The sequence below is a fragment of the Geodermatophilus sp. SYSU D01119 genome (assembly GCF_054049975.1).
Genome location: NZ_JBJGYL010000043.1, coordinates 1 through 12,688, shown reverse-complemented (window position 1 = coordinate 12,688; position 12,688 = coordinate 1). Strand labels below are relative to the sequence as shown.

The 12,688-nt window shown below is 75.6% G+C and carries 13 protein-coding genes; 3 read left to right on the top strand and 10 right to left on the bottom strand.

The window, feature by feature from the left end; all coding sequences use genetic code 11:
• Positions 1 to 9: 9 nt before the first annotated feature.
• The 5 genes from ACI79X_RS22260 to ACI79X_RS22240 are packed head-to-tail and all read right to left on the bottom strand — an operon-like array spanning position 10 to position 4,886.
• Positions 10 to 774: an SDR family NAD(P)-dependent oxidoreductase gene (locus ACI79X_RS22260; protein WP_457027605.1), complete on the bottom strand. Its 765-nt coding sequence runs from the start codon at positions 772 to 774 to the stop codon at positions 10 to 12.
• On the bottom strand, positions 771 to 1,748 hold the full coding sequence (locus ACI79X_RS22255; protein WP_457027604.1) for a fumarylacetoacetate hydrolase family protein: 978 nt from the start codon (positions 1,746 to 1,748) through the stop codon (positions 771 to 773). Before ACI79X_RS22255 ends, ACI79X_RS22260 begins: the two co-directional genes overlap by 4 nt.
• A complete protein-coding gene (locus ACI79X_RS22250; RefSeq protein WP_457027603.1) occupies positions 1,748 to 2,686 on the bottom strand; it encodes a VOC family protein in 939 nt (312 codons plus the stop codon). The genes ACI79X_RS22255 and ACI79X_RS22250 overlap by 1 nt, the downstream gene beginning before the upstream one ends.
• Positions 2,687 to 2,736: 50 nt before the next feature.
• On the bottom strand, positions 2,737 to 3,867 hold the full coding sequence (locus ACI79X_RS22245; protein ID WP_457027602.1) for an FAD-dependent oxidoreductase: 1,131 nt from the start codon (positions 3,865 to 3,867) through the stop codon (positions 2,737 to 2,739).
• Positions 3,868 to 3,887: 20 nt separating this feature from the next.
• A complete protein-coding gene (locus ACI79X_RS22240) occupies positions 3,888 to 4,886 on the bottom strand; it encodes a cyclase family protein (protein WP_457027601.1) in 999 nt (332 codons plus the stop codon).
• Between the two features lie 86 nt (positions 4,887 to 4,972).
• Between ACI79X_RS22240 and ACI79X_RS22235 the strand changes: the two genes are divergently transcribed.
• Positions 4,973 to 5,932: a LysR family transcriptional regulator gene (locus ACI79X_RS22235; protein WP_457027600.1), complete on the top strand. Its 960-nt coding sequence runs from the start codon at positions 4,973 to 4,975 to the stop codon at positions 5,930 to 5,932.
• Between the two features lie 85 nt (positions 5,933 to 6,017).
• Entirely contained in the window at positions 6,018 to 7,262 is a 1,245-nt protein-coding gene (locus ACI79X_RS22230; RefSeq protein ID WP_457027599.1) for an MFS transporter, read from the top strand.
• 24 nt (positions 7,263 to 7,286) lie between these two features.
• Here ACI79X_RS22230 and ACI79X_RS22225 read toward each other — a convergent pair whose 3' ends face one another.
• The 5 genes from ACI79X_RS22225 to ACI79X_RS22205 all read right to left on the bottom strand — a co-directional run bounded on the left by ACI79X_RS22225 (position 7,287) and on the right by ACI79X_RS22205 (position 11,544).
• On the bottom strand, positions 7,287 to 7,442 hold the full coding sequence (locus tag ACI79X_RS22225; protein WP_457027598.1) for a hypothetical protein: 156 nt from the start codon (positions 7,440 to 7,442) through the stop codon (positions 7,287 to 7,289).
• Between the two features lie 154 nt (positions 7,443 to 7,596).
• The gene (locus ACI79X_RS22220; RefSeq protein ID WP_457027597.1) at positions 7,597 to 8,952 is read right to left on the bottom strand and encodes a hypothetical protein; all 1,356 of its coding nucleotides are present in this window, start codon (positions 8,950 to 8,952) and stop codon (positions 7,597 to 7,599) included.
• Positions 8,953 to 9,167: 215 nt separating this feature from the next.
• Positions 9,168 to 9,602: an arsenate-mycothiol transferase ArsC gene (locus tag ACI79X_RS22215; RefSeq protein ID WP_457027596.1), complete on the bottom strand. Its 435-nt coding sequence runs from the start codon at positions 9,600 to 9,602 to the stop codon at positions 9,168 to 9,170.
• Positions 9,603 to 9,715: 113 nt separating this feature from the next.
• Positions 9,716 to 11,287: a Na+/H+ antiporter gene (locus ACI79X_RS22210; protein WP_457027595.1), complete on the bottom strand. Its 1,572-nt coding sequence runs from the start codon at positions 11,285 to 11,287 to the stop codon at positions 9,716 to 9,718.
• A complete protein-coding gene (locus ACI79X_RS22205; RefSeq protein WP_457027594.1) occupies positions 11,287 to 11,544 on the bottom strand; it encodes a UBP-type zinc finger domain-containing protein in 258 nt (85 codons plus the stop codon). Before ACI79X_RS22205 ends, ACI79X_RS22210 begins: the two co-directional genes overlap by 1 nt.
• Positions 11,545 to 11,676: 132 nt before the next feature.
• Here ACI79X_RS22205 and ACI79X_RS22200 point away from each other — a divergent pair, with 132 nt between their 5' ends.
• A complete protein-coding gene (locus ACI79X_RS22200) occupies positions 11,677 to 12,666 on the top strand; it encodes a hypothetical protein (protein ID WP_457027593.1) in 990 nt (329 codons plus the stop codon).
• Positions 12,667 to 12,688 lie beyond the last annotated feature (22 nt).

Sequence of the window (12,688 nt, the reverse complement as noted above, 5' to 3'; positions counted from 1 at the left end):
GAGTTCCTCTCAGGGTGCGGCCGGCGCCGCGGCGGACACGGCGTCGCTGATCGACTTCACGCCGCCGTGGGCGGTCATCCCGCCGTCGACGGGGATCTCGGCGCCGGTGATGAAGGAGGCGCCGTCGCCGAGGAGGAAGGCGACCAGGGGCGCCACCTCGTCGACGGTGCCGGTGCGGCCGAGCGGGGTCTCGGCGACGTTGGCGGCGCGGAACGCCGGCGCCGCCGAGGCGGTCATCGGCGTCTCCACGTAGCCGGGGTGGATCGTGTTGACCCGGATGCCGCGCGGGCCGAGCTCCAGGCAGGCGGCCTTCGCCAGCCCGCGCAGCGCCCACTTCGACGCGGTGTAGGCGACCGGGAAGTGCCCGGTCAGCGCGGCCACCGAGCCGACGACGACGACCGCGCCGCCGCCGGTCATCAGCGGGGTGAGCGCCTGGATGCCGAGCAGCGTCCCGGTGACGTTGACCCCGGACACCCGGGCGAGGTCGGCGGGGTCGAGGTCGGCCAGCCGCGCCCGCCAGGTCACCCCGGCGTTGGCGACCAGCCCGTGCACGCGGCCGTGCGCGGCCCGGAGGTCGTCGGCGAGCGCCGCCCAACCGGCGGCGTCGGTGACGTCGAGCCGCCGGTAGGTGGCCCCGCCGAGGTCCTCGGCGGGGCCGTCCTGCACGTCGGTGGCGACGACGACGGCGCCCTCGGCGGCCAGCAGCCGGGCCTCCGCCGCGCCCTGCCCCTGGGCCGCGCCGGTGACGACGACGACCCGGCCGCGCAGGCTCACGCCGGGCGCTTGCGGGTGCGCGGCCGCGGCCGGGCGGCCCGGACCGGCGGCAGCTCGACCCCCTCGACGACGCGGTTGCGGATGGTGCCGATGCCCTCGACGGTCATCTCCACCACGTCGCCGGGCTGCAGCGGGGGAGGGGCGAGCTCGCCGCGGCGGCCCCAGAGCTCGCCGAGGCAGCCGCCGTTGCCGCAGGTGCCCGAGCCGAGCACGTCGCCGGCGCGGACCTCCGTGCCGCGGGAGGCGTAGGCGACGAGCTCCTCGAACGGCCAGCCCATGTTCGACAGCAGGTCCTGGCCGATCTCGGTGCCGTTGACCGACACCCGCATGTCCAGGGCGAGGAACCCCTCGTCGTCGCGGTACGGCTCCAGCTCGTCGGCGGTGACCAGCCACGGGCCGAGCGTCGTCGCCGAGTCCTTGCCCTTGGCCGGGCCGAGCTTGACCGCCATCTCGCGGAACTGCAGGTCGCGGGCGGACCAGTCGTTGAGCACGGTGTAGCCGAAGACGTGCTCGCGGGCCTGCTCGGGCGTCAGCGAGGCGCCGTCGCGCCCGACCACGACGGCGACCTCGAGCTCGAAGTCGAACCGCTGCGAGCCCGGGGGCACCGCGACGTCGTCGTGCGCGCCGACGAGCGCGTACGGGTTGGTGAAGTAGAAGGTCGGCGCCTGGTACCACTCCGGCGGGACCGGCTCACCGCTCGGCGCGACCATGCCCTCGACGTGTTCCTCGAATGCGACGAAGTCGCGCACGGTCGGGGCCTGCAGGGGCGGCAGCAGGCGGACGGACTCCAGCGGCACGGCCGGCCCGCGCAGCGCCGCCGTCCCCGCCTCGAGTGCCGCGGGCAGGCCCGCGCGCACGAGGTCGAGGACCGTCGTCCCCTCCGGCAGGGCGTGCAGGCCGGTGGTGCCGTCGGGGAGGTCGGACACCACGCCGGCGGAGACGGTCCCGCCGGCGGACCAGGTGGCGAACCGCATCAGACCGGCGGGGCCACGAACAGGCCCTTGTCCGGGTCGTTGAACGACTTCTGCGCGACGAACTCGTTCATCGCGTTGGCCGTGCCCCACTGGTCGCTGACCTCGGGGTTGCTGATGTCGTAGACGTGCGGGTGCCAGGTGTCCTCGTCGAGCAGCTCGAGCTCGGTCGTGTACTCGACGGTGTTGCCGTGCGGGTCGAGGAAGTAACTGAAGGTGTTGTTGCCGGCCAGGTGCCGGCCCGGGCCCCAGATCTTCTCGACGCCGGCACGCAGCAGCCGGCCGGTGCCGCGCATGTACTCGTCGACGCCGCGCATCTCGAACGAGGCGTGGTGCAGAGAGGGGTGCGGCCCGCGGGCGATCGCCATGCTGTGGTGCCAGGCGTTGACCCGCATGAACCACATCATGTTGCCCATGCGCGGGTGCACGAGCGTGTCCGACAGCGCGAAGGCCAGGTGCTTCTCGTAGAACGCGCGGGTGCCCTCGGGGTCGGCGGAGTTGATGACCACGTGGGAGAGCCGGACCGGGATGGACTCGCCCTCCTCGATCCGCCGGTGCTGCCGGACCGCGACGTCGGAGCTGATCTCCACGGTGCGGCCCTCGTTGTCGAAGAACCGGAACCCGTAGCCGCCGCCGGGGGTCTGCAGGGTGTCGGGCTCGCCGATCAGCTGCACGCCGTCGCGGGCGAGCTGCCCGGCCAGGGTGTCGACGTCGGCGGCGGTGGCCGCGCCGAAGGAGATCAGGTCGATCCGCTTGTCGGTCGCCTCGCGCAGCCGGACGACGTACTGCTCGGGGCTGCCCTCGGCGGCCAGGAACGTCAGGCCCGAGTCGCTGTGCTCGGCCGTGAGGCCCCAGGTGTTGGTGAAGAAGTCCTGCTGCGTGCGCAGGTCCGGCACGGCGAGGTCGACGTGCCGCAGGTGGGTGATGAGGCGCTGGGTCATGGTCGTTCTCCTGGAACGGCGCCTCTCGCGCGCGAGAGGCGGGAGGGTGTCTAGGCGGGCTGGCTGGTCAGCTGGGCGATCGAGCGCATGAGGGCGGGGATGTCGCCCTGCACGTGGTCGAGCTGCCACTGGGCGAGCTGGTTGGAGGCGTCGACGACGGTCCGCGCACGGCCGACGCGGCGGGCGTGGAAGGCGTCCCACAGGTCCTGGTCGAGGGCGGACCGCTCGACGAGGAGCTCGGCGAGGACGACGGCGTCCTCCAGCGCCATCGCGCCGCCCTGGGCGATGGTGGGCGGGCAGGTGTGCGCGGCGTCGCCGATCAGCACCACCCGGCCGCGGTTCCACGGCTCGTCGAGGACGTGGGTCTCGAACCAGGTGTAGTTCACCCGGCTCGGGTCGGTGAGCGACTCGCGGATCTCGTCCCACGGGCCGTGGTAGGCCCGGGAGAGCTCCTTCATCGTCGCCAGCTGCTCGTCGGGGGTCAGGGCGCTGCGGTCCTGGGCGTCCTCGACGATGTAGGCGTAGAGGGAGTCCTCGCCCGTCGGGCAGTAGCCGGCGATGTAGGAGGGGCCGCCGTAGTAGAGGTCGGTGCGGGTCACGCTCGCCGGCCGCGGCCCGAAGGCTCGCCAGATGCCCATCCCGACCGAGCGGGTCTCCAGGTTCACGCCCAGCGCGCGGCGGGTCCACGACCGGATGCCGTCGGCGCCCACCACCAGGTCGTAGCGGCCGGTGGACCCGTCGGCGAAGGTCACGTCGACGCCGTCGGCGTCCTGCACCAGCGCGGTGTGGGTGGTGCCGAACCGCACCTTCACGCCGACCTCGGTGGCCCGGTCGACGAGGATCCGGGCGAGCTCCGGGCGGGGCATGCCCATCGCGGCGGGCAGGTCCGGGCCGCCGGTCTTGGCGTCGGGGACCTCGGCCACGACGGTGCCGTCCGGGTCGGGGGCGCGGATGCCGGTGACGTCGAAGGCGTAGCCGGCCGCCTGCACCTGGTCCCACACGCCGAGGGACCGCAGCTCGCGCAGGGCGTTGCCCTGCAGCGTGATGCCGGATCCGAGCGCGGAGGTGTCGGGCTTGATCTCGACCAGGTCGACGGCGACGCCGGCCCGCGCGAGGTGGATGGCGGTGCCGGCGCCGGCCAGGCCGCCGCCCACGACGAGGACGCTGTTCACAGCAGGCATGTCGGGACTCCTTCGTCCGGCTACTTGACGGCGATCGGGTTGACCGGGGCGCCGACGGCGCCGGTCACGCGGAGGGGGGCGGCGGTGAGCCAGAAGTCGTAGCGGCCGTCCTGCGCGCAGTCGGCGGCCAGGGCGTCGAGGTCCCACATCTCGCCGATGAACAGGCCCATGTTCGGGATGGCGACCTGGTGCAGCGGCTGGAAGGCCACGTCGAACTCGTTGGGCCGGACCTCGAAGCCCCACGTGTCGGTGGCGACGCCGGCGACCTCGGAGGCGTGCAGCCAGTCGGCGGTGGTGAAGGACAGGCCGGGGGAGGCGCCACCGGCGTAGTCGCCCCAGCCGCGCCCCTCGGCGATGTCCCGCCGCGCCCTGGTCAGCCGCCCGGTGCGCACCAGCAGGAGGTCGCCGCGGCCGACGGCCGACGACGCGCCCTGGGCCGCGATCGTCGCCTCGAGGTGCTCGGCGGTGATCGCGAAGCCGTCGGGGAGCTCCCCGTCGGTGCCGACCGCCCGGCCGACGTCGAGCAGCACCCCGCGGCCGGCGATGAGGTCGGCGACGGTCTCGATGCCGGTCACCGAGTCGCCGAGGCTGGTCACGACGTCGCCCGCGCGGCGCCCGTTCCAGGCCATCCCGTGGTCGAAGATGTGCCCGAGGCCGTCCCACTGGGTGGAGGCCTGCAGCGGCATGGCGATGTAGTCATCGGCGCCGCCGATGCCGTGCGGGAAGCCCTGCACGTTGCGCTCGGCGTCGAGGCCGGTGTCGGTCATCGTGTGCACCGGGTTGTTCCGCCGCCGCCAGCCCTTCTGCGGGCCGTCCATGTCGAAGGACTGCGACAGCGAGAAGCTCGCCCCCCGGCGGACCAGCGCCGCACCCTCGCGCCGCTTGGCCTCGTCGAGGAAGTTCAGCGTGCCCAGGACGTCGTCGGCGCCCCACCGGCCCCAGTTCGAGCAGCGCTTCGCGGCGGCGGCGATGGCGCCCTCGGGGTCCGAGCGGTCGAGGTGGTCAGGGGTGTGGTGCATGCCCTCGACAGTGGGCCAGCCCACAGGAGTGAGGGAAGACGGAATGTGTGATGACGGGCATCAACGTCGTCGATACGGTGCGCCCCGTGAACCTCGCGAGCCTGGACCTCAACCTGCTCGTGTCCCTCGACGCCCTGCTCCAGCAGCGCAGCGTCACGCGGGCGGCAGCGCAGATGGGGCTGAGCCAGCCGGCGCTGTCGGCGTCGTTGGCCCGGCTGCGCCGCCACTTCGGCGACGAGCTGCTCTCCCGCGTCGGCAACGAGTACCGGCTCACGCCGCTCGCCGTCCAGCTCCGGGAGCTCGCACGGATCGCCCTGTCGGGGGTGGAGCGGGTGTTCACCGCGCAGCCCGGCTTCGACCCGGCGTCCTCGACGCGCGAGTTCACCCTCCTGGTGAGCGACTACGTCGTCGCGGTGCTCGGCGACACCGTCGCGGGGCTGCTGGCCGAGGAGGCGCCGCACACCCGGCTGCGGCTGAGCGCGCACTCGCCGGCGATCGTGGACCGGGCGGAGCAGGCGCTGCTGACCGCCGACCTCCTCTTCCTGCCGCCGGGCTTCCTCACCGACCTGTCCCGCCGGGACCTCTACCGCGACGAGTGGGTGTGCGTGGTCGCCGCCGACAACCCGGTGGTGGACGCGGGCCTGACGGTCGGTGACCTCGAGACCCTGCCGTGGGTGGCCACCTACCACGGGCCGACGGCGTCGACCCCGGCCGCGCGGCAGATGCGCATGCTCGGGATCGAGCCGCAGGTGCAGGTGGTCACCGAGAGCTTCCTGACCGTGCCCGCGCTGATCTCGGGCAGCGACCGGATCGCGCTGCTGCAGCGCCGCCTGGTCGACCTGCTGCCCCTCAACTCCGGCGTCCGGGCGCTGCCGTGTCCCTTCGACGCCGGCCCGCTCATCGAGGCGATGTGGTGGCACCCGGTGTTCGACGACGACCCGGAGCACGCCTACCTGCGTGACCTGGTCGCCCGGGCCGCCCGGCTGGCGGTGGGTGACCAGTCGGCGGGTATCCACCCGGTCGATGGGGACCGTAACGACAAGTGATTTCCGCTCGCCCCCCGGCGTCCTGACACTGCATCGCCAGTGATGCCGGTCACCGGGACCGGCACGCCCGTCGATGGAGACGCCCGTGTCGGAGAACGTCCTGGTCCCTGAACGGCCTGCGGAGGAGCCGCTGGCCGGCGAGGTCGCCGTCGACCCCACCACGGGGCGCCCCGCGGGCCGCCCGCAGGCGCTGGTGCTGCTGCTGTCCAGTTGCCTCGCGGTGCTCGGCGCGGTGCTGCTGGCGCCCGTCCTGCCCCGCATCCAGGACGCCTTCGCGGGCACCCCCGGCGTCGAGGCGCTGGCCCCCATCGTGCTCACCGCGCCGGCCCTGGTCATCGGGCTCACCGCGATGGTCGCCGGCCGGATCGTCGACCGGGTGGGCCGCAAGCGCCTGCTCGTCGGCGCGCTGGTCGCCTACGCCTTCGTGGGGACCGCGCCGCTGTGGCTTCCCTCGCTGCAGCTGGTCGTCGCCAGCCGCGTGCTTCTCGGCCTCACCGAGGCCGCGATCATGACCTGCTGCACGACCCTGCTGGCCGACTACTTCCACGGCTCGCAGCGGGAGCGGTACTTCGGCCTCCAGGTCGTGTTCACCACGGTCGCCGCGACGGTGTTCTTCGCCGTCGGTGGCGCGCTGGGCGCCGGCGACTGGCGGACGCCCTTCTGGCTGTACGCCCTCAGCCTGCCGCTCGCGCTCGCCGCCGCGAAGCTCATCTGGCAGCCGGCCCCGCAGGCGCAGGCGGCGGCCCGTGCCGAGAAGCTGCCGGCCCTGCCCTGGCGCCGGCTCGCCGCCCCGATCGGCGTGTCCCTGGTCGGCGGGCTGGTCTTCTACGTCCTGATCGTCCAGCTGTCGTTCAAGCTCGACGACATCGGCGTGGAGTCCACGGCGGTCATCGGCGCCGCCAGCGCGGTCGCGTCGCTGGGCACCGCGGCCGGCGGGGTCCTGTTCGGCCGGCTGGCCAAGCGGGGGCCGGCGGTCCTCGTGCCGCTCGCCTTCGCGCTCTCCGGCATCGGCATCGTCGGGCTCGGCCTGTCCTCGGCGGTCCCCGTGGTGATCGCGTTCGCCGTGGTCACCGGCCTCGGCAACGGCCTGATCCTGCCGTCCCTGCTCACCTGGGCCCTCGGCTCGCTGGCCTTCGAGCAGCGCGGCCGGGGCACCGGGATCTGGACGTCGGCCTTCTTCATCGGGCAGTTCTTCTGCCCGCTCCTGGTCCTCGCGCTCACCGGGGCTCTCGGGGGCCTCGGCGCCGCGCTGGCCCTGCTCGGTGCGATCAGCGTCGTGGTCGCGGCCGCGGTGCGGCTGGGTCGCCCCGCGGTGGCCGCCGCGCACTGACGCCCGGCGCGGGAGCGCACCCGTCTAGCGGCGGGTGCGCTCCCGCACGCCGAGCGCGCCGGTGACGAGGACGAGCAGCAGGCCGACGACGGCCAGCCAGAACAGCCCCTCGACGATCCAGCCGACCACGGTGACGACCAGCCAGACGACGAGCAGCAGGCCGAGCAGCTTCAGCCACACAGGGACACCTCCGGGGTCGGTGCGGCCAGCCTAGGCCCGCAGCGCGGCAGGACGGCCCGGGTGGACGACGACCCGTGGGACCTGTTCGCCGCACCGCCCCAGCGCGGTCGGCCGGGGAGCGCGGCCCGGCGGGGACCACCGGGCCGCGCCTGGGTCACCGGCCGGGGAAGGCGGTGCTGCCCTGCGTCGAGTCGCGCAGCGTCACCGACACCCGGTCGGACACCGAGGAGAACGCCGGCACGTTGAGCACCTGCGTCTCGCCGCCGCCCCGCGGCCGCACCTCGATGCGGACGGTGCCCGCGCCGCCGGAGGCCGGCAGGAACACGTCGGCCGCGTTGAGGAACGTCAGCGTGCTGAACGGGACGAGGTCGCCCCGCGCCAGGTCGGTCACCCCGTCGCCCGGCGCGTAGAAGGGCGGGGCCGCCGACGGGAGCCGCTGCCCGACGTCGAACAGGTAGAGCGCGTTCACCTCGCCGGTGGGCACGGGCTGCCCGGTGGCGGGGTTCACCGGCCCGGTGCGCGGCGTCGTCGCCGGCGTGGCCACCTGCAGCGGCGCGACGGCGTCGCCGAGCACGTCGACGGTGATCGAGTCCGACGCCGCCCCCTGGTCGCCCCAGATCTCCCGGGCCCGGATGAGCGACAGGTTCGTCTGCTGCTGCGCGGTGCTGACGAACGCCTCCAGGCCGGTGCCCGGCCGGGAGCTGTTGAGCCGGACGAAGTGGTCGTCCCGGGTGAACGGTGACTGGTAGAAGTGGTGCACCGAGCCGTCCTCGCGGGTGAGCGCGAACTCGTAGGTGTGCCGGCCGTTGACCCGCACCGGGCCGAAGTCCCCGCCCGCGCCGAGCACCCAACTCTCCTCCGGGTGCGCTCCCACCCGCTGGCCGGTCGCCGGGTCGAGCCGCCACAGCTCCAGCGTGCGCCCGGCGTAGCCCTCGTTCTGCGGGAACAGCACCGCGCGGCCGGCCACGGTCACCTGGCCGGGCGGCTCCGGCACGACGTCGGTGGTGCGCGGGTCGGACCCGGTGAAGAAGCGGTACATCGCCGCGAAGGTGCGCGCCGACGACGCCGTCTCGGTGTGCCCGAGGTCGGGGTTGTAGGAGTTCTCCGCGCCGCCGATGGAGCCCACGGCGCCGCGCCGCGGGGCGGGCGGGGAGGTCCACTCGCCCCAGACCGCCAGGGTCTCCACGCCGCCGGGCTCGGCGGCCGCGGACCGGCCGTCGAGGTTGACGTAGCGGGCCACCTCACCGGCCTGGCCCGAGGTGTTCAGGTAGGCCTGGCTGATGCCCGTGCCGCGCGAGTGCGCGGCCAGCAGCACCTGCGGCGCGCCGGTCTCGGCGAGCACCCGGTCGATGAACGGGCCGAGCGCGGCCACCGCGGCGGCGTCCGTGCCGGCCGGGCTGGTGTCGTACTCGAAGGCGTGGAGCCGGTCCTGGCTCCAGCCGTTGCTCGCGAACCGCTGGAACTGGGTCTCGAACTGCGCGGCCGAGCCGCTGTTGCCGTGCACGAACACGATCGGCAGCTGACCGGGCGGGCCTGCGGCCGGCGGTGCGGCCGCGGCGGTGCCGGGGAGGAGCGCAGCCGCGAGGGCGGCGCCCAGGAGGGCTGTGCCGAGGGAGGCGGTCCGGCGGGACCGCCGGAGGCGAGGGGACGTCATCGTCGGGCTCTCTCCGTTCCGGGGCGCCGGGCGGCACCCCGGACGGAGTGAAACACCCAGGGTGCTCTGTGTCACACGGCCAGGTCGGCCAGCAGCCCGCACACCCGGCGGTCGAGCTCGTCGCGCACCGGCCGGGCGTCCCCGCCGGCCGGTTCCTCCACCGGCCAGTCGAGGTAGCGCGTGCCCGGCAGGACCAGGCAGCGCGGCACGTCGCCGAGCCGGACGACGACGGCGGAGACGTGCACCGCGTCGGCGGTCAGCGGCCGGGGCGGGCGGGCGGCCAGGTCGACGCCGACCTCCGCCATCGCCGCCACCGCGGCCGGGTCGAGCCGCGCCGCCGGCGCCGAGCCGGCCGACAGGGCCCGCACCCGGCCGGACGCGCGCCGGGCGAGCAGTGCGGCGGCCATCGGGGAGACCGCCGCGTCGGAGGCGGCGACGAACAGCACGGTCGGCGGGCCGACGGCCGGGTCGGGGGCGCTGGGCTGGGCGGCGGGGGAGGGGACCACGGGCACTCCGGTGCGGGTCGTGCGCCGGCGGGGCCGGTCGCGTCGGGACGTCGTCCGGGTGGGGACGGCGCCGTCCTCCGGGCCCACCGTGCCACCGTCGGCCCGCGGGCGCATCACTCCCGCAGCAGCGTGACCTCCTCCAGGTCCATCTCGTGCTGCACCCGGCGGAACACCTCGTCGTCGATGCGGCGCTGGTCGCGGTAGCGCACGAACACCTCCCGCTCGGCCTCGAGCATCGCCCGGCGCAGCCGCCGGTACACCGCGCTCGGCGTCTCCCCGCCGCCCGCGACCGGCCCGCCGAGCCGCTCCCACGCGGCGTTGGTGCGCGCCTCGATGCGCGAGCGCAGCTCGGTGACGGTCTGCGCGTGCAGCGGGTCGCCGTCGTCGAGCGCCTCGAGGCGGGCGACGGCGGCCGTCCCGGCGTCGGTCTGTGCCTGCGCCTCGGCCAGCGCGTCGGCGGAGCTCTCCGTGCCGCGCACGCCGAGCCGGCGGATGACTGCGGGCAGCGTCAGCCCGTGCAGCAGCAGCGTGCCGACGGTGACGACGAACGCCAGGTAGACGATCTCCTCGCGGCCGGGGAAGGGGCCGCCGTCGAGCGTGGTGAGCGGGATGCTGGCCGCGGCGGCGAGGGAGACCACGCCGCGCATCCCGGCCCAGGACACCACCGCGACGTGCCGCCACGACGGCGACTCCCAGTCGGCCCGGCGGCGGGCCAGCGGCCGCAGGTAGGTGGTGGGGAAGACGAACGCCACCCGCGCGACGAGCGCGACCAGCACCAGGACCAGCCCCACGGCGGTCATGCTCCACACGGACGGCCCGACGCCCTCCACCACCGCGCGCAGCTGCAGGCCGATGAGCGCGAAGACCGTGGCCTCGAGGATCGTGTCCGCTGCCTGCCAGACGGCGCGGTCCTGCAGCCGGGCGACCGGGTCGGCAGCCGGCGAGCGGTGGCCCAGGTACAGGCCGGCCAGCACGACGGCGAGCACCCCGGAGGCGTGCACCTCCTCGGCGACGACGAAGCCGACGAAGGGCACCAGCAGGCCCATCGCGCTCTCCAGGACGCCGTCGTGCAGGAGCCGCCGGATCCGGTCGACCAGCCAGCCGAGCGCCCAGCCGATCGCGGCGCCGCCCGCCGCGGCGACCGCGAAGACGCCGAGGCCCTGCGCGATGCCGTAGCCCGCGCCCGCGGCCACCGCGACCGCCACCCGGTAGGCGGTCAGCGCGGTCGCGTCGTTCACCAGGCTCTCGCCGCCGAGGATGGTCATCACCCGCCGCGGCAGACCCAGGCGGCGGCCCACGGCGGTGGCCGCGACGGCGTCGGGCGGGGCGACGACTGCGCCGAGCACCAGCGCGGAGGCCAGCGGCAGGCCGGGCACCAGCCACCACGCGGCGAGGCCGACGGCGACCGTGGTGAGCAGGACGGCGCCCAGCGCCAGCAGGCCGATCGGGCGCAGGTTGGCCCGCAGCCGCAGGTAGGAGCTGTCGAGCGCCGCCGAGTACAGCAGCGGCGGCAGCACCAGCGTGAGGATCAGCTCGGGGTCCAGCGCGTAGTCGGGGACCCCGGGCACGAACGACAGCGCCAGGCCGACGACGACCAGCAGCAGCGGCGCGGAGACGCCGGTCCGCCGGGCCAGCGCGGTGACCGCGAAGGAGCCGGCCAGCAGCGCGACGAGCGAGAGCTCCATCAGACCAGCGTCTGGTCGGGATAGCACCAGCGCCAGGACTCACCCGGCTCCACCGAACGGATGATCGGGTGGCCCGAGGACCCGGCGTGCGCGGAGGCGTGCCGGTTGGGCGAGGAGTCGCAGCAGGCCACGTGCCCGCACGACAGGCACATCCGCAGGTGCACCCACCGGCTGCCGATGGCCAGGCAGTCGCCGCACCCCTCCGTCGAGTCCGGCGTCACGTCCCGGATCTGGTCCAGGTGCCCGCACGTCGTCATCCCGCCCCCTCCTCCTGTCGCCTGCCGCCCGGGAGTCGACCACCGGCACGACGCGGGCGGCAACGTCCTCCGGCCGGTCCGGTCTTCCCGTGGCAGGGTCGGCGGCGACCGCACGGGCCGGGAGGGGGCGACGTGGACCTCGAGGAGGTCGCCGACGAGCTCTACGGGCTGCTGCCCGGCGACTTCGTGGCCGCCCGCACCGAGGCCGCCCGGCGGGCCCGCGCGGCGGGGGACCGGGCGCTGGCGAGGGAGGTCGCCGCCCTCGGCAGGCCCTCGACGGCGGCCTGGGCGTGCAACGCGCTGGTGCGCGAGCAGCCCGACGAGATCGCCGGCCTCGTCGAGCTCGGCGACCTGCTGCGCGAGGCGCAGGAGAGCCTGGACGGAGACCAGCTGCGCGCGCTCGGCACGCAGCGCTCCCGGCTGCTCGCCGCGCTCACCCGCCAGGCGCGGGCCGTGGCGGCGCGCCTCGGCCACCCGCTCAGCGACGCCGTCGCCGACCAGGTGGAGCAGACGCTGCGCGCGGCGCTGGCCGACCCCGAGGCCGGCGAGGCGCTGCTGGCCGGGCGGCTCACCGGCCCGCTGTCGGCCTCCGGGGGTCTCGGCGTGCGGCCGGACCTGCGGGTGGTGCCGCCGCCGCGGGCGGCCCGGCCCGGTCCCGAGCGGCCCGGTCCCGGGCGGCCCGCTCCCGGGCGGCCCGCCCGCACGGCGTCGCGCGCGGCGGAGGAGGAGGCCGAGCGGCAGCGTGCCGCCGAGGAGGCCGAGAGGCGGCGGGCGGCCGAGGAGCGGCGGCAGCGGGAGCTGACCGATGCGCGGGAGGACGCCGAGGCGGCCGCGGACCTCGCCGAGGAGGCGGCACGCAGCGCCCGCACGGCCCGGGAGCGGGCGGGGCGGGCGGAGCGCCGCGCGGTGGACCTGGCGGCCCGGGCGGAGGAGCTGGCCGCCGAGCTCGCGCGGGTGCGCGAGGAGGCCGCCGCGGCCGAGGGCGAGGCGGGCGCCGCCCGGCGCCGGGCCGACGCGGCCGGCCGGGCGGCGGAGGGGGGGGGGGGGGGGGGGGGGGGGGGGGGGGGGGGGGGGGCGCGGGCGGGCGGGGGGGGGGGGGGTGGGGGGGTGTACGATTATTAACCGCATCAAATCTTACAACTGT